This is a genomic window from Stenotrophomonas sp. YJH_SMC_94-11 (assembly GCF_059370435.1).
In genome coordinates, this window is record NZ_JCAFTR010000014.1 from 42,307 (window position 1) to 59,113 (window position 16,807).

Genomic DNA, 16,807 nt, shown 5'->3' on the forward strand with positions numbered 1-16,807 from the left:
GGATCTCCTGATCAGTTGGTCTTGGGGCGAACCTGGATGTGCACTTCGGCCAGCTGCGCGTCGACGATCGGCGACGGCGCGTCGGTCATCAGATCCTGTGCACCGGTGGTCTTGGGGAACGGGATGACGTCGCGGATCGATTCGGTGCCGGCCATCAGCGCGGCGATGCGATCGATGCCAAAGGCGATGCCACCGTGCGGTGGCGCGCCGTAGTTCAGCGCGTCGAGCAGGAAGCCGAACTTGGCGCGGGCTTCTTCGGCACCGATGCCGAGCAGCTCGAACACTGCGCTCTGCATGTCCGGACGGTGGATACGGATCGAACCGCCGCCGATTTCATTGCCGTTGAGCACCATGTCGTAACCGCGCGAGACGGCGGTACGGGCGTTGGCGCGCAGATCGGCGATGTCATCCACGGCCGGTGCGGTGAAGGGGTGATGCAGCGCGACGTAGCGCTGTTCTTCCTCGTCCCATTCGAACATCGGGAAGTCGGTGACCCACAGCGGCGCCCAGCCATCGGCGATCAGGCCGAAGTCCTTGCCAGCCTTCAGGCGCAGCGCGCCCATGAAGTCGGAGACCTTGTTGTAGCCGCCAGCGCCGAAGAACACGATGTCGCCGTTGCCGGCGCCAACATGGGCCACCAGCGCAGCGAAGGAGGCCTCGCTGAAGAACTTCTGGATCGGCGAGCTGATTTCGCCGTTGTCGGCGATCTTGATGTAGGCCAGGCCCTTGGCGCCGTACTTGGCGGCATGCGCGGCGTACTCGTCGATCTGCTTGCGGCTCAGCGCTGCACCGCCCGGGATGCGCAGCGCGGCGACGCGGCCTTCGGCATCGTTGGCCGGGCCGGTGAACACCGGGAACTCGCTGTCCTTGACCAGCTCAGCCACGTCGACCAGCTCCAGCGCGATGCGCAGGTCCGGCTTGTCCGAACCGTAGCGACGCATCGCCTCGGCCCAGGTCATGCGCGGGAAGCTGGCATCCAGCTGGACGTCGACCACTTCCTTGAAGATGGCGCGGATCATGTCTTCGACGAAGTCCTGCACGTCGCGCTCGCGCACGAAGGCGAATTCCATGTCCAGCTGGGTGAACTCCAGCTGGCGATCGGCACGCAGCGCTTCGTCGCGGAAGCAGCGCGCGATCTGGTAGTAGCGGTCGAAGCCGGCCACCATCAGGATCTGCTTGAACAGCTGCGGGCTCTGCGGCAGGGCGTAGAACTCGCCCGGGTGCATGCGCGCCGGCACCAGGAAGTCGCGCGCGCCTTCCGGGGTGGCCTTGGTCAGGATCGGGGTTTCGATGTCCTGGAAGCCCTTCTCGTCCAGGTGGCGGCGCAGGGCCTGCACCAGCTTGATGCGGGTGCGCTGCATGCGCTGCATTTCCGGACGGCGCAGGTCCAGGTAGCGGTACTTCAGGCGGGTTTCCTCGCCCGGGTTCTCGTGGGCGTGGAACGGCAGCGGCGCGGCCTTGTTCAGCACAGTGATGGCAGTGGCGATCACTTCCACCTTGCCGGTGCGCATCTTGTCGTTCACCGCGTGGCGGGCGCGCACGACGCCCTCCACCTGCAGCACGTCTTCGTAGCCCAGCGAAGCCGCCACGGCGAACACTTCGGCGTTGTCGACCTCCACGGTCACCTGCACGATGCCTTCATGATCGCGGAGATCAATGAAGCAGACGCCGCCCTGGTTACGGGCCACGTCGGTCCAACCGGCGAGGGTGACAGTCTGGCCAATCAGGGTCTCGTCGACCAGGCCGCAGAAGTGGGTACGCATTGGGGGAAGCTCCGCTGGAGAACGCCGGCACCGGATGGGGGCCGGAAAGCCTCGTATTCTGCGGCCGAGGCCCCGGCCGGGGCAAATCCGGCCAGTCACACCGGCTTGATCATCCCCCTCCCTATAGTCAGGCACCTGCCACCGTATGGGATGCCGCCATGAATCCGCTGTCCCTGGCCCGCCTGGCCGTGACCCTGAGCCTGGGCACCATCGCCACGCTCGCCCTGCCCTCCGCCCCGGCCGCCGCGCAAAGCGGGGTGATCCGTTGCGAGAGCCAGAACAACCGAGAACGCGTGTGCAACACAGGCTGGCGCAATGCGCAGCTGGTCCGCCAGCTCTCCGGCAGCGCCTGCGACGAGGGCCGCACCTGGGGCAGCCGCAATGGCAGCATCTGGGTCACCAATGGCTGCCGCGCCGAATTCGTCGAGGCCCGTGGTGGCTGGGGCGGCGGCAACGGCGGTGGCTGGGGCGGCAGCAATGGCCGGCCCGGCGAAACCATCCGCTGTGAGAGCCAGAACAATCGCGAACGCAGCTGCCCGGTCGGCTGGCGCAATGCCCGCCTGGTCCGCCAGCTGTCCGGCAGCCCCTGCGACGAAGGCCGTACCTGGGGAGTGCGCAACGGCGCGGTGTGGGTCAGCAACGGCTGCCGCGCCGAATTCGCCGAAGCTCGCGGATGGGGTGGCGGCGGGGGCGGTGGCTGGGGCGGCGGCAACAGCAACTACTCCATCACCTGCAGCAGCAACAACAACCGCACGCAGAACTGTGACTGGGATGAGCGCCAGGGCCGGCCGGTGCTGCAGCAGCAGCTGTCCGGCAGCGCCTGCCAGGAGGGCCGCAGCTGGGGCTACGCACGGGGCCAGGTGTGGGTGAGCAACGGTTGCCGGGCGCGCTTCGGTACGCGTTGAGTTGCGGCGTCGGATCCCTGGCCAGCGGCCGGGGCTCTGACCCGACCAGGTATCCCGCTTCCACGCATGGCGCGGATCTACTGGGGGTCTTTCCGGGGGCGGAGCGCTTTACAGGAGGCATCCGACCCCGCGATCACGGTGCGGGCGCTTTGTCGTCACCCCACGGCGGCGGCGGCAGATCGACCGGCTTGCTCAGGTCGAACTTCACGCGGAAGCGGCGGCCGTCCGGGCGGCCCAGCTCGTAGACGAAGGTCTGGTCGGGGTCGATCTCCATCGCCCAGGTGTTGTGCGTGGAGGCCAGCATGTCGGCACGACGGAACATCGCCACCGAATCGGAGTCGGCCGGGAACTGCTGGCGCTCGGCGGTGCCCGGTGGCGTGCTGTCGCCGCCATAGAGGGTGATCGCATCCGCGCTGCCATCCTGATGGCGATGATCGTGCTTCAGGCGCAGGCCGTTTTCGGTGCGGGTCAGCACCCAGGTGCGCGAGTGGTCATCCCCCACATGGAAGGGAATCCGCAATTCATGGGCAGGATCGGCACAGCCGCGCACATGCATGACCAGGCGCTGCCCGGCGAACGGGTCCTTGCCGGTCGGCGCCGGCGTGTCCTCCACCACCCGGCCTTCAAAGGCCTGGCCGCAATGCGCGGCGATGGCGGCCATGAAGGCATCGGCCGGTGCGGTCGCCAGATCATGGGCGACCGTATCGGAACGCTGCGAGCAGGCAGCGAGGCTGAGCAGGAGGGCGGAAGCGGCAACAACGGCAGGCAGTCTCATGCCCCAACCCTAACGACCCGGGCCGGTGCGCGCAAACCGCGCTGACCGGCCACGTCACGTCAGGGGTGCAGCCAGACCTCGCAACCGCCCACGTCCTGCTTCTGGCCACCGGCGGCATAGCGGCGGGTGATCTCGGCCAGCCATTGCACGCGCCCGGGGCTGCTGCCCACCTGGTTGGGGCAGTTGACCAGCGCGGCCAGCGGCAGTCCCCCCAGTGCTGCGTCATCTGCAGCCAGCGATGCGAGCACGTCGTCCGATGCCCAGTCCGGAATCATCACGGCACGGCGGCCGGAGAAATACGGCAGCTCGGAGGACCAGTCCTGACCGAACGCGACCACCACGCCCTGCGCCGGGGTGCCGGTCCGGATGGCCTCGGCGATCTGCGAAACCGGTGTCGGCTCGCGCGCTTCCTTGATGTCCTTCAGAGACTTCACCAGGCCAAAGCCCACCGACAGCACGCACAGGAAGATCGCCAGCGCAACGCCACGGCGCGGCTTGCCCGCCGCTTCGGCCGCCAGCACCGTCGACCACAGCACCAGGCCGATGATCGACGTGGCGAACACGATATTGGCCGCCTGGTAGTAGGGATGGGCGATGTGCAGGTTGGTGAAGACCAGGAACGGCGCCAGGTAGGCCAGCAGCAGGATCCCCACCGCCGTGCGCGTGCGCTTCTGCCACAGCCCGGCGATGACGAAGACCAGGAAGATCCAGTTGGAGCCGATCGCACCGGAGAAGCGCTTCTTGAACACCGTGCCCCACCAGGTAGCCGGATCCAGGCGCTGCTGCAGGGTGCCGAAATTCCAGGTGGACAGTGCATCGGAGGTGATCTGCCGGCCCAGCGCCGACTGCGCCTTCAGCGCATCGGCATGCTGCAGCCACAGGCTGAGCGTGGCCAGCGCGGCAAGCGCGGACAGACCACCCCAGAACAGCAGCTGCCAATGCTGCTGCAGCCACTGCGGGCGCCAGCCGTGCTCGTGCAGGGCCAGCCACAGGAAGGCCAGCGCAACGAACGCGGCAAAGCCGAAGAACGAGGTGACCTTGATGGCCGCCGACAGCACCGCCGCGACGATGGCGACCAGGCCCACCCACACGCGCGGCTGGCTGCGCAGGCGTGCCATCGCCCAGACAAAGAGCAGGCCGAAGAACACCGCGCTGGACTCCATCATCACCGAGCGCCCCCAGAACTGCGCGTACGGCGAGACGGCAAAGGCGCCGGCCACGCACAGCGCCAGCGTGCGGTCAGGGCGCCATGCCAGCAGCGTGCGGTAGACCAGCCAGACGCAGCCGACATGGAAAGCAGTGGAGACCAGCCGCCCGCTGTTGTCCGCACTCATGCCGGTGAGGCTGGACAGCAACGCCGCCAACCACTGGTAGAACGGGAACTCGAAGGGAATCGACCAGGGCGCGCCCAGCACCGGGGTCACGTAGTCCAGCCAGGGCCCGCCACGTAGCAACCAGTCGATCGACAGGGCAGTCTGCGTCTGCCGGAAACCGGAGGCATCGACCGGGGGCATCGACCAGCTGCAGCCCAGCAGGACCAGCAGCGCGATTGCCGAAAACCACAACAGGATCTTGCCCGGCAACAGGCTGCGGTCTGGGTTGCTTTCCTGGGTCACGCCTGTTGCTCCTGGCTGTGGCCGCCCACGGCAGGGCGCGCTTCACGGGCGCGCAGTGTCTGTGTTGACGCGCGGGAGTGCAAGCCGCTGTACGCGGCTGCGGCTCAGCCCAGCGGTGGCAGCGGCGCCTTCGGCGGCTCGGCCTGGCTGACTTCGGTGGCCGCGACCGGTGCGGCCTCGCCCTCGCCCGCCGGTTCCTGCTCCACCGGATCGACGTCGAACGGCGTGCGGAACACCAGCGACGGCAGCAGCGTGGTCAGCGCGGCGTACAGCAGCAGCGCGCCGAACAGCACTGCGGGTATCTGGAAGCGCTCGCGCATGATCGCCGCCAGCACCAGGGTGAAGATCAGGGTCGGGGCCAGCGCCAGCGAGACCCGCAGGCTGCTGCGGAAGCTCTCGCCGAACATCACCCGGCGCTGCAGCCAGACCACGCCGATGCGCAGCGGCAGCACCACCAGGGTGATCACGATGCCCAGCCCCAGCGCCTCGAAGCTCAACGCTTCGCTGGGCACCTTGGTGCCCGCGTTGAAGAAGTAGAACGGCACGAAGAACGAGGCGAACAGACGCAGCGCGTGCAGGTTCTCGTGCGAGGCCAGCAGCGGCATGCGCTGGTGCAGCAGGCGCGCGACCAGGCCGGCGATGAATGCCCCCACCAGGTAGTACACACCCAGCAGGTAGGTGATGTAAGCCGCCACCATGCCGACCATCACCAGCAGCGAGAACTCCGAGCCCGGCGCGTGCGGCGCCACCCAGCGGCCCAGCGCGATGAACAGCAGCGGCAGGCCGACCATCATCGCCAGCAGCGCCAGGCTGGACAGCGCCATGTGGCCCGGATCGCCGGCCTGCAGCACGATGAACAAGGCAGCCAGCGCCAGCAGCTCACCGGCGATGGCCTTGCTGGTCACCCAGAACCGTTCGTCCTCACTCAGGCCCAGCCGCGACAGCGAGTCCATGATGAAACCGGTGGAGGGCGTCAGCAGCGCCAACGCCAGCAGCCCGGCGGCCTGCCACGGCAATCCTGCGTAACGCCAGGCCAACCAGCCGACGCCGAACAGCGTGCCGGTACGGATGACCAGATGTGCCAGCAGCGGCCACATACCCCGGCGCAGCGCCTGCAGATCCACTTCCAGGCCGGCGAACAGGAACAGCGAGGAAATGCCCAGGGTGGCCAGCAGTCCGATCACCGCATCATGTGCCTGATCCCCCAGCCAGAGCATGCCGATGATGCCGAACAGCAGGCAGGTCAACGGGGCAGGCAGGCTGAAACGCTGCAACGCGCGTGGGATCACCAGCAGCGCGAAGATCAGCAACAGGTAGATCAGTTCATGGCTCATGGGGTCTTCCGTGGGGTTGGAACGCGCGCAGGATGCGCGCGCTGAACCGATCCGGCAAGCCATTTTCGAATGACCCCGGTTACCTCATCCGATCATCGCGTCGGCCAGCGCCCCCACCCGTGCAAGCACCGCTGCGCGCTGATCGTCATCGACCGACGCGCCCTGCAGATAGGCAGTGACCACCCACGCTGCGCCGCCCGCATGCGGCCACAGCACGGCAATGTCGTTGCGCGTGTCATCACCGTTGCTGCCGGTCTTGTCCCCCACCCGCCAGCGCTTGCCCAGCCCGGCGCGCAGGCAGGCATCGCCGGTCTGGTTGTCGATGAGCCAATCAGTGAACTGCTGGCGCGATGCCGGCTGCAGGCCATTGCCCACCGCGAAGCGGGCCAAGCTGGTGGCCATCGCGGCCGGGCTGGTGGTATCGCGCGGATCTCCCTTCGCGAACAGATTCACGTCCGGCTCGTTGCGGTCATTGCGGGTAACGCTGTCGCCCTGCCCGCGCAGGAATGCAGTCAGCGCCGACGGCCCGCCCACCACCTCCAGCAGCAGGTTGGCCGCCGTGTTGTCGCTGGTGGTCAGCGTGCCCCGGCACAGGTCGCGCACCGTCAGGTCCTTGCCCACATGGCGGCGCGCCACCGGGGCGTAGGACAGCAGATCCTTTTCGGCGATGGGCACACGTGTGTCGAGCGAAACGCGGCCTGCATCGGCAAGGCTCAGCACATGGGCAACCAGCATCGACTTGAACGTGCTGCACATCGGGAAGCGCTCGTCCTGACGATGTCCGCCGATGCGACGGCCGTTACCGGTGTTCAGCACGGTGACGCCCAGACGGCCACCGCTGGCCTTCTCCAGCGCGGCGAAATCGGCGGCGCCGGCAATGGCGGCGTTCGCGGCGGTTATGCCAGACGAGGCGGAAACCGGTTGCGCCAGCGCCGGGGCAAGCAGCGAGGACGCAACGGCAGCACCACTGAACTGCAGGAATCGGCGACGGGCGAGCATAGGGGTTCTCCTGGTGACCGCTCGATTATTGGCGCTTCCCCTGCAGCCGACCAGCGCGAAGAATAATGGCAAGCCATAAGTTGAACTCATGCCTGTCGTAATCAACTTGTTGAGATTTACGAAATTCCTTATTGAACGGTAGGATCAGCCATCACCCTGGCTCACGGCTTTCCGATGCTGCACCCGACCCTGCCGCTCAACGCGCTGCGTGCTTTTGAAGCCGCCGCCCGCCATCAGAACTTCACCCGTGCCGCGCTCGAGTTGTGCGTCAGCCAGGCCGCGCTGAGCCACCAGATCCGGGGCCTGGAAGACCGGCTCGGCATCCGCCTGTTCCATCGCCTGCCGCGCGGCGTGGCGCTGACCGATGAAGGCGCAGCACTGTATCCGGTGCTCAACGAATCGTTCGAACGCATCTCGGCCAGCATCGCGCGCTACACCGGCGGGCCCGCCCGCGAAGTGCTGACGCTGGGGGTGGTCGGCACCTTCGCCACCGGTTGGCTGCTGCCACGGCTGGCCGCATTCGAGGCCGCGCATCCGGACATCGAGCTGCGCCTGCAGACCCACAACAACCGCATCGACCTGGCCGGCGAGGGGCTGGATCTGGCCATCCGCTTCGGTGATGGCGACTGGCAGGGCCAGGCCTGCACGGCGATCCTCAATGCGCCCTTCGCGCCGCTGTGCGCCCCGGCATTGGCGCGGCGGCTGAAGCAGCCGCGCGACCTGGCCACGCTGCCGTTGCTGCGTTCCTATCGCAGCGACGAATGGCCGCGCTGGCTGCAGGCGGCCGGCGTCAGCGGCGTGGAAGCACGTGGGCCGGTGTTCGATTCCTCGCTGACGGTGGCGATGGCCGCCGCCGGCGGTGCCGGCGTGGCCTTGCTGCCGCTGCGCATGTTCGAGCAGGAACTGGCCGAAGGCCGCCTGCTGCAGCCGTTCGGCACCACGCTGGAGCTGGGCCGATACTGGCTGACGCGGCTACGTTCGCGCGCCGAGCGCGAGCCGGCCAAGCGCTTCCGCGAGTGGCTGCAGGCGCAGGGCGCGTAGGCAGTGCCGGCCGCTGGCCGGCAATCCCTTGATCGTTGTGGGCGCATCGCGCTGCCGGCCAGCGGCCGGCACTACCGGTCAGGACTCGAGCAGTTCCATCCAGGCCGCTTCGGCCTTTTCCAGCTGCGCGGCAGCGGTTTCCCGATCGCGGCCGATCACCGCCATGCGGCTGGCATCGGCATAGTTGGCCGGGTCGGCGAGTTGGCGGTCCAGCTCGGCCAGCACACCTTCCAGCTCGGCCACCTTGGCCTCGGCGGCGGCCAGCTTGTGCGGGTTCACGGGCTTTTTCTGCACCACCTGTGCCACCGGGGCGGTCTTGACCACCACCGGCTCTTCCACCTGCTCCATGCGGGCCTTCGTGCCCTGCGCCTGCGGACGGGTGCGCAGCCACGCGGCGTATGCATCCAGGTCACCGTCGAACGGCTCGACCACGCCATCGGCCACGCGCCAGTAGGTATCGCAGACCAGGCCGATCAGGTGGCGGTCATGCGAGACCATCACGATCGCGCCTTCGAAGGTGGCCAGCGCTTCGGCCAGCGCTTCGCGCATTTCCAGGTCAAGGTGGTTGGTCGGTTCGTCCAGCAGCAGCACGTTCGGCTGCTGCCAGGCGATCAGCGCCAGCGCCAGGCGCGCGCGCTCGCCACCGGAGAAACCATCGACCGGCTCGAACGCACGGTCGCCCGGGAAATTCCACTTGCCAAGGAAATCGCGGAACGACTGGTTCGGCGCATCCGGGGCAATCTCGCGGAAGTGCTCCATCGGCGACTGGCCTTCGTGCAGCGACTCCACCGTGTGCTGGGCGAAGTAGCCGATCTTCAGGTCCGGGTGCGCCATGCGCTCACCGACGATCGGCGCCAGTTCACCCACCAGGGTCTTCACCAGGGTGGTCTTGCCGGCGCCGTTCGGGCCGAGCAGGCCAATGCGCTGGCCCGCTTCCAGGCCGAATCCGACGTTGTGCAGGATCACCGCGTCCTGGCCATAGCCAGCCTCGACGTGATTCAGGCGGATCAGCGAGAACGGCAGCTTGGCCGGCGGCGCGAACTCGATGCGGAACTCGCGTTCGGCGCGCACCGCTTCGGTGCCGGCCAGCTTGGCCAGGCGCTTCATGCGGCTCTGCGCCTGCGCGGCCTTGCTGGCCTGCGCCTTGAAGCGGTCGATGAAACTCTGCAGGTGGGCACGCTCGGCCTGCTCCTTCTCGTGCGCGATCTGCTGCTGGCGCAGCTGTTCGGCGCGCTGGCGCTCGAAATCGGTGTAGCCGCCCGGGTAGAGCTTGGCGCCGCCGCCGTGCAGGTGCAGGGTGTGGGTGGCCACGTTGTCGAGGAACTCGCGGTCATGCGAGATCAGCAGCAGGGTGCCCGGGTACTTCAGCAGCCACTGTTCCAGCCAGTACACCGCGTCCAGATCGAGGTGGTTGGTCGGTTCGTCGAGCAGCAGCAGGTCGCTGGGCATCATCAGCGCGCGGGCCAGGTTCAGGCGCACGCGCCAGCCACCGGAGAACGAGGACACCGCGCGGTGGTGGGTCTCGGCCGGGAAGCCGAGGCCGTGCAGCAGCTTGCCGGCGCGCGCTTCGGCGTCGTAGGCGCCCATCTCGGCCATCTTCGTGTGTGCGTTGGCCACCGCCTCCCAGTCTTCGCGGGCGGTTGCCTCGGCCTCTTCGGCCAGCACCGCGGCCACCTCGGTATCGCCGCCCAGCACGAAGCTCAGCGCCGGGTCCGGCAGCGACGGGGTTTCCTGGGCGACGCTGGCGATACGGACCTTGCCGGGCAGGTCGACGTCACCCTTGTCGGCCTCCAGTTCGCCCTTCACCGCCGCGAACAGGCTGGATTTGCCAGCACCGTTGCGGCCGACCACACCTACCCGGTAACCGGCGTGCAGGGTCAGGTCGACATTGGACAACAGCAGCCGCTCGCCGCGGCGCAAGGCGAAATTACGAAGGGAGATCATCGGGGAAGGGGTCCATATAACCGGATGGAATGTGCTGGTGAGCACTGTTCCTGCGACGCAATTCTAGCGTTAACGAATACTTGACGCGTCCCGGGATGCGCAGTGGCCGACGTTCCTCTCTCCCACGTCCTCGCCGCGCGCGTCCCGGGTCTCCTCCCCGCCGATGCCTGTCCGGGCTAAATGGTTGCTGCTGCAACGTTTTTTCCGATGACCGGCATTTGACAGGCACTGAATATCCCGTTAATTGCTGTATTGCGCACCGCAACAACCGCCGTCCGCCTCACCCCCGTGATGTCGATTCCGGTGCCGCCCCCGCCAACCGGAGCCCATCCCGATGACCCGCAAGACCAGCCTGATCGCCGCCGCCGTCGCTGTCGCACTCGGTGGCTCTCCGTTCGTCGCCGCCGCCCAGCAGGCCGGCACCGCCGCCAACACCCTGGACACCGTGATCGTCACCGGCACCCGCGTGGCCGACCGCACCGTCGCCGAATCGCAGTCGCCGATCGACATCATCACCCCCGAAGCGCTGCAGTCCACCGGCACCAGCGAACTGGCCACCGCCCTTTCACGCGCCCTGCCCTCACTGAACTTCCCGCGCCCGGCACTGACCGACGGCACCAGCGGCGTGCGCCCGGCGCAACTGCGCGGCCTGTCGCCGGACCAGGTGCTGGTGCTGGTCAACGGCAAGCGCCGCCACACCTCAGCGATGATCAACGTCAACGGCAGCATCGGTCGTGGCTCGTCAGCGGTGGACATCAACGCGATCCCGATCGCCGCGATCGAGCGCGTGGAAGTGCTGCGCGACGGCGCGTCGGCGCAGTACGGCTCGGACGCTATTGCCGGCGTCATCAACATCGTGCTCAAGGGCAGCGGCAGTGGCGGCAGCCTGGCCGTGGACTACGGCCAGTACTCCGCCGGCGACGGCAACAAGTACCAGCTTTCCGGCGATACCGGCGTCGAGTTCGGCAACGGCCGTGGCCGCGTGCACGTGGCCGGCCAGATCAGCCAGCAGGATGAAAGCAACCGCGCCGGGCCGTACCGCGGCACCACGCCGAACACCGGCAACTTCCCCAGCATCGGCCAGAAGACCTTCATCGTCGGCGACCCGCGCGTGGATGCCACTGCTGCGTCGGCCAACGCCAGCTTCGACTTCAGCGACCACGTGACCGGCTACGCCAGCGCGCTGCTCAGCAATCGCGACATCACCTCGTTTGCGTTCTACCGTTCGCGCAACCACAGCGGGCAGAGCGCGCTGCTGGCGCAGACCTATCCGGACGGCTACGTGCCGGAGATCAACCAGTATTCCAAGGACCGCTCGCTGGTGGCCGGGGTCAAGGGCAACACCGACAGCGGCTGGACCTGGGACCTGAGCCTGAACCACGGCGAGAACACCCTCGATTTCCACACCCGCAACAGCATCAACTACAGCCTCGGTGCGACCAGCCCGCGCTCGTTCTACGACGGCACGCTGAAGTACCAGCAGGACATCTTCAACGCCGACCTGACCAAGTCGCTGGACTGGGGCCTTGCCTACCCGGTCACGCTGTCCTTCGGCGGTGAGTACCGCAAGGAGAAGTGGGACCAGAACCCGGGCGAACTGAACTCGTACACCGGCAGCGGCGCGCAGGGCTTCGCCGGCTTCACCCCGACCAATGAAGTGCATGCCGACCGCCACAACTACGCTGTCTATGCGGGCCTGGAAGCGGACCTGACCGAGAAGTTCTCGGCCGGCATCACCGGCCGCTACGAGGACTACTCGGACTTCGGCGACCGCTTCTCCGGCAAGCTGTCGGCGCGCTATGCGTTCACCGACAAGGTCGCGCTGCGTGCCACCGCCTCCAGCGGCTTCCGTGCACCGTCGCTGGCGCAGCAGGGCTACCAGGCGGTCACCAGCCAGTTCCTCAACGGCGTGTTCGTCGAGCGCGGCACCTTCCCGACCACCAGCCCGGCCGCGCAGGCACTGGGCGCCTCGCCGCTGAAGGCCGAGACCTCCACCTCCTACAGCCTGGGCCTGGTACTGCAGCCGGTCGACCGCCTGTACATCACCGTCGATGCGTACCAGATCGACATCGATGACCGCATCGCGCTGTCGTCCAGCATCACTACCAACGCGGCCTCCAGTGCGCTGCTGGCCGGGTTGGGCCTGCCGCAGGTGACTGCGTTCTCGTACTTCACCAACGGCCTGGATACGCGCACCCGTGGCGTCGACTTCGTGTCCAGCTACACGGTGCCGTTCAGCGCCAGCAGCCTGGAGCTGACCGCCGCCTACAGCTACAACGACACCGAAGTGCGCCGTGTCGGCGGCACTCCGGCGGCGTTCGGCACCCTGGGCCTGACCCAGTCGCTGATCGGCCGTGATGAGATCGGTCGCATCGAGGACAGCTACCCGCGCGACAAGGCGATCCTGAGCGGCACCTGGCGTTCGGACCACTGGGAACTGGGCCTGGCCGCAACCCGCTACGGCAAGTTCACCGTGCGCAACTCGGCGACCGCGCTGCGCGACCAGACCTACGGCGATGCCTGGGTGGTGGATGCCTCGGCCAGCTACAAGCCGAGCAGCAACTGGACCCTGACCGTGGGCGCCGACAACCTGCTGGACAAGTACCCGGACCGCACCGAAGACCTGCAGAACTCCACCTTCGGCATGCTGCCGTACAGCAACTACTCGCCGTTCGGCTTCAACGGCGCGTATGTGTACGGGCGGATCAAGTACACCTGGTAAGCGGTAATGGCGGCGCCGTGCCCTGCCCGGCGCTGCTCCACACACCCGCCGGCGATCTCGGGGCAGGCGCGGTCCTGACCGTATACCGTTGCCAGCTCCTGCACCTGGTCTCCAGGCTGTGCTCTGTTGCACGCGCCTCATAGGCCGTCCCGTGCATAATCAGCGGACCAACGAAGGAGCCGCTCCGTGACGAGAGCCTGCATCACTCGCCGCCATGTGTACGCTGCGCTCGCGTGGGTTGCGCTGGCGGCCCCCCTGTCAGGGTGTTCAGGAGATCACGTGAAACCCAGCTATTCCAAATCGAGCCTTGAGCCGGTCGTCGTCACCCAGCTCTCCGCGTCGAAGCTCCAGGTCCAGTTCAATGAACCGATGGAAAGCATGTATTACGCGGCAGGGATGAGCTATGTCGTGGAAGGGGACACCATGAAAGTCGTTGTCGATCGCTGTCCCATATCCGGCCAATGCACAACCATGCTGCGGCGCGACGTGAAGCCCGGACCTGCTGGCCCGGCCCGTCAGGAAATTCCCTTGATGGCGCCGCGCGTGGTGATGCTGTACGCCGATGGCGAAACACAGATTTTTCCGTAAGGGCATCCCATGAGCGACAAGGTCGTCCTCGGCATCCATAGTCACGTAGACCCCAATACACAGGGGTCGTTCAATCAGTTCGTGGACGGCCACGCCTGGATCTCGGTGACGCGAAACGGCCATACGACGTTCCATGGCCTGTGGCCAGACAACCATCCACTCGTTGAGGACAATGGCCCAGGTTCGGACATCCGCGAAGGCATGGAAGCCCGGGCCACATCTTCGGCCTCACGCTATTACGAATTGACTCCCGAGCAGGTCAAGCGACTTGACCAGGCCTTGGGCGAAAATGTCACCTGGTCATATGGCAATACCTGCGCATCGTGGGCGACCAGTACCGTGAACAAGGTTACTGGGCAGTCCCTGGATGCAGGCGAACTGCTGTTCACCGATACGCCGCGGGAGCTGATCGAGTCCATTCGCAAGGCAGAGCGCGTGCGGCCCACCAGTCCTTCGCAGCCGCAACCGGCAACCGAACGGCCGGAAACCAGCATCCCATCGCTGAGCGATGCCTCGGCATCGCTTCACCAGCAGGCACTCGCCGGCGTCCATGCGCTGGACGCATCGCTGGGTCGCACATCTGATGAATCCAGCCAACGCATCGCGGCCAGCCTCACCCAACTTGCCCGGGCACTAGGTCTGGAACGGATCGACCATGTGGTATTGGGCTTGCCGACTGGTCAGCCCCCAAGGCCGGAGAACATCTTCGTCATTCAAGGAGCCTTGGATGACCCGGGCCATCTGCGTGCCCCCATCAACATTGAAACGGCCCTTCAGCCATCCGTTGCGGAGTCGCTGCGGCAGATTCATCAGTTGGACAAGCAGTTGGCCGCCTCGCCGCAGCAGGCCGAGCCTGCCCTTGAAGAGACCCAGCGCCGGCAGATGGTGTGATCATCGACGGCTACGCCTGGAGCCCCCATAGGTAGGCTCCATTCGGCCCGTCAGGGCCTGCCATCTCTCAACAAGGCTTGATATCTCGCCCGTACAAGCCGCCCACGCAACGATCCGATACGCTGGACGGGTTTGCCGTATCTGGCCTCATCGGTGAAAATCGGGGCACCCCCGATTTCCTGCGAGTGCCGATGCACCATGACACCGACCTGATCAACATCGTGGCCGTTGGCCTGGGGCTCGCCTTCATCTTCGGCGCGCTGGCCAACAAGCTCCGCTTGTCTCCCCTGGTCGGTTACCTGGTTGCTGGCATCTGCGTAGGCCCGTTCACCCCCGGCTTCGTCGCCGACCAGGCGCTGGCCAACCAGCTGGCCGAACTGGGCGTGATGCTGCTGATGTTCGGCGTCGGCCTGCACTTCTCGCTGAAGGACCTGATGGCGGTCAAGGCCATCGCCATCCCCGGCGCCATCGGCCAGATCGCGGTGGCCACCCTGCTCGGCTGGGGCGTGGCCTCGCTGATGGGCTGGCCGGCCATTCACGGCGTCATCTTTGGTTTCTCGCTGGCCACGGCCAGTACCGTAGTACTGCTGCGGGCGATGGAGGAACGCCGTCTGCTGGAAACCATGCGCGGCAAGATCGCGGTCGGCTGGCTGATCGTGGAAGACCTGGCCTGCGTGCTGGCACTGGTGATGATGCCGGTGATGGCCGGTGTGTTCGGCCCCGACGCGGCCAAGGAGTCGCACTCGCTGGGCAGCGTGCTGGCCGACATCGGCTGGACCTTCGTGCAGCTGGGCCTGTTCGTGGCGGTGATGCTGGTGGTCGGGCGCCGGGTCATCCCTTGGATCCTCGAACGTATCGCCGGTACCGGTTCGCGCGAACTGTTCACCCTGTCGGTGCTGGCAATCGCGCTGGGGGTGGCGTTCGGCTCGGCGATGCTGTTCGGCGTCTCGTTCGCGCTGGGCGCGTTCTTCGCCGGCATGCTGCTCAACGAATCGGAACTGAGCCACAAGGCCGCGCACGATTCGCTGCCGCTGCGCGATGCGTTCGCGGTGTTGTTCTTCGTCTCGGTCGGCATGCTGTTCGACCCCAACATCCTCGTCCAGCATCCGTGGCAGGTGCTGGCCACGGTGCTGATCATCATGTTCGGCAAGTCGGCAGCCGCGTTCTTCATCGTGCGTGCGTTCGGCCACCCGACCAGCACTGCGCTGACCATCTCGGCCAGCCTCGCCCAGATCGGCGAGTTCGCCTTCATCATCGCCGGCCTCGGCGTGGCGCTGCAGATCCTGCCGAAGGAAGGCCAGTCGCTGGTGCTGGCCGGCGCGCTGGTATCGATCATGCTCAACCCGCTGGTGTTCGGCCTGCTCGACCGATGGCAGGCCAAGCAGGAAAAGCAGCCGCAAACGCCGGAGCCGGAGGAGGCGACCGGCCCGTCGCGCGACCTGCATGACCATGCCATCGTGATCGGCTATGGCCGGGTGGGCAGCGAGCTGGCCCAGGTACTGCGCGATCGCGGCGTGCCGGTGCTGGTGATCGATGACAACAAAGAGCACGTCGAGCAGGCGCACGCCAGGGGCCTGGCAGCGATCCGTGGCAGCGCCGCCGCCGACCGGGTGCTGGCCGAGGCCCATCCGGAGCGGGCCAAGATCGCAGTGCTGGCGATCCCACAGCCGCTGGAAGCCGGCGAGGCACTGGCCAAGCTGCGTGCGATCAACCCGGACCTGACCCTGCTGGCACGTGCGCACAGCGATGCCGAAGTGAAGCATCTGCTGGAGCATGGTGCCGATGGCACGGTGATGGCCGAGCGCGAGCTGGCCTATTCGCTGGCGGAGATGGTCATGTCCACGCCGCCGTACCGGAATCTGGGACAGCACAGCATTCCGGTGGTATGAGGGGTGTACCTGCGGCAGGGCTTGCAGCCCTGCACCTGCCAAGGCAAAGGCAAAGGCAAAAGCTGACTATCCGTGGGATGGCGGGGTGGGTCCGCTTGCAGGGGCCGCTGCAAGTACCCCTCCGGGGCCCGGCCCAGCCGCTGGCGGCTGTGCGTTCGGGCGCTTGCGAAGCAGTGCTTCGCAAGCAAAGCGCCCTCACCCATGTAAGCTCGGTCGCCGCTTGCTCGTGTGCGCAATCCTGCGCACACGGCAAGACCGGGGTTGGGCGTCCTGCCCAACCCGCCCGAGGCATGCCTCGGGCCCATGCGGCTCACGCCCCCGCAACCGGACCCACCCCGCC

12 protein-coding genes are annotated in these 16,807 nt (G+C 67.0%); 6 read left to right on the forward strand and 6 right to left on the reverse strand.

The features are described from left to right. Positions 1–11: 11 nt before the first annotated feature. On the reverse strand, positions 12–1,763 hold the full coding sequence (gene aspS / locus AC5P74_RS19305) for an aspartate--tRNA ligase (protein ID WP_053499386.1): 1,752 nt from the start codon (positions 1,761–1,763) through the stop codon (positions 12–14). A gap of 158 nt (positions 1,764–1,921) precedes the next feature. Here aspS and AC5P74_RS19310 point away from each other — a divergent pair, with 158 nt between their 5' ends. Further along, positions 1,922–2,668 carry a DUF3011 domain-containing protein gene (locus tag AC5P74_RS19310; RefSeq protein ID WP_346607918.1) on the forward strand — a complete coding sequence of 249 codons (747 nt, stop codon included), beginning with the start codon at positions 1,922–1,924 and terminating at the stop codon, positions 2,666–2,668. 133 nt (positions 2,669–2,801) lie between these two features. Here AC5P74_RS19310 and AC5P74_RS19315 read toward each other — a convergent pair whose 3' ends face one another. From AC5P74_RS19315 to blaL2, 4 genes are all read right to left on the reverse strand, one after another. Continuing rightward, positions 2,802–3,443: a hypothetical protein gene (locus tag AC5P74_RS19315; RefSeq protein WP_053501011.1), complete on the reverse strand. Its 642-nt coding sequence runs from the start codon at positions 3,441–3,443 to the stop codon at positions 2,802–2,804. A 59-nt stretch (positions 3,444–3,502) separates the two neighbouring features. After that, complete coding sequence (locus tag AC5P74_RS19320; protein ID WP_495205033.1) at positions 3,503–5,059, reverse strand: hypothetical protein; 1,557 nt, start codon at positions 5,057–5,059, stop codon at positions 3,503–3,505. Positions 5,060–5,163: 104 nt separating this feature from the next. Beyond that, positions 5,164–6,393 carry a cation:proton antiporter gene (locus tag AC5P74_RS19325; protein WP_053501015.1) on the reverse strand — a complete coding sequence of 410 codons (1,230 nt, stop codon included), beginning with the start codon at positions 6,391–6,393 and terminating at the stop codon, positions 5,164–5,166. Between the two features lie 84 nt (positions 6,394–6,477). Beyond that, a complete protein-coding gene (gene blaL2, locus AC5P74_RS19330; protein WP_053501017.1) occupies positions 6,478–7,392 on the reverse strand; it encodes a L2 family extended-spectrum class A beta-lactamase in 915 nt (304 codons plus the stop codon). A gap of 174 nt (positions 7,393–7,566) precedes the next feature. On the opposite strand from blaL2, the gene ampR reads away from it, so the two are divergent. Then, positions 7,567–8,433 carry a LysR family transcriptional regulator AmpR gene (ampR, locus tag AC5P74_RS19335; RefSeq protein WP_053501019.1) on the forward strand — a complete coding sequence of 289 codons (867 nt, stop codon included), beginning with the start codon at positions 7,567–7,569 and terminating at the stop codon, positions 8,431–8,433. Positions 8,434–8,511: 78 nt separating this feature from the next. Here the strand turns inward: ampR and AC5P74_RS19340 are convergent, their stop codons facing one another. Further along, positions 8,512–10,377 carry an ABC-F family ATP-binding cassette domain-containing protein gene (locus tag AC5P74_RS19340; protein WP_005418533.1) on the reverse strand — a complete coding sequence of 622 codons (1,866 nt, stop codon included), beginning with the start codon at positions 10,375–10,377 and terminating at the stop codon, positions 8,512–8,514. A 334-nt stretch (positions 10,378–10,711) separates the two neighbouring features. Here AC5P74_RS19340 and AC5P74_RS19345 point away from each other — a divergent pair, with 334 nt between their 5' ends. The 4 genes from AC5P74_RS19345 (at position 10,712) to ybaL (ending at position 16,467) form a co-directional block, all read left to right on the forward strand. Continuing rightward, positions 10,712–13,099: a TonB-dependent receptor plug domain-containing protein gene (locus AC5P74_RS19345; RefSeq protein WP_171957534.1), complete on the forward strand. Its 2,388-nt coding sequence runs from the start codon at positions 10,712–10,714 to the stop codon at positions 13,097–13,099. 279 nt (positions 13,100–13,378) lie between these two features. After that, the gene (locus AC5P74_RS19350; protein WP_005418535.1) at positions 13,379–13,687 is read left to right on the forward strand and encodes a hypothetical protein; all 309 of its coding nucleotides are present in this window, start codon (positions 13,379–13,381) and stop codon (positions 13,685–13,687) included. A gap of 9 nt (positions 13,688–13,696) precedes the next feature. Beyond that, entirely contained in the window at positions 13,697–14,578 is an 882-nt protein-coding gene (locus tag AC5P74_RS19355) for an XVIPCD domain-containing protein (RefSeq protein ID WP_495205034.1), read from the forward strand. A 191-nt stretch (positions 14,579–14,769) separates the two neighbouring features. Beyond that, positions 14,770–16,467: a YbaL family putative K(+) efflux transporter gene (gene ybaL, locus AC5P74_RS19360; protein ID WP_053501185.1), complete on the forward strand. Its 1,698-nt coding sequence runs from the start codon at positions 14,770–14,772 to the stop codon at positions 16,465–16,467. Positions 16,468–16,807 lie beyond the last annotated feature (340 nt).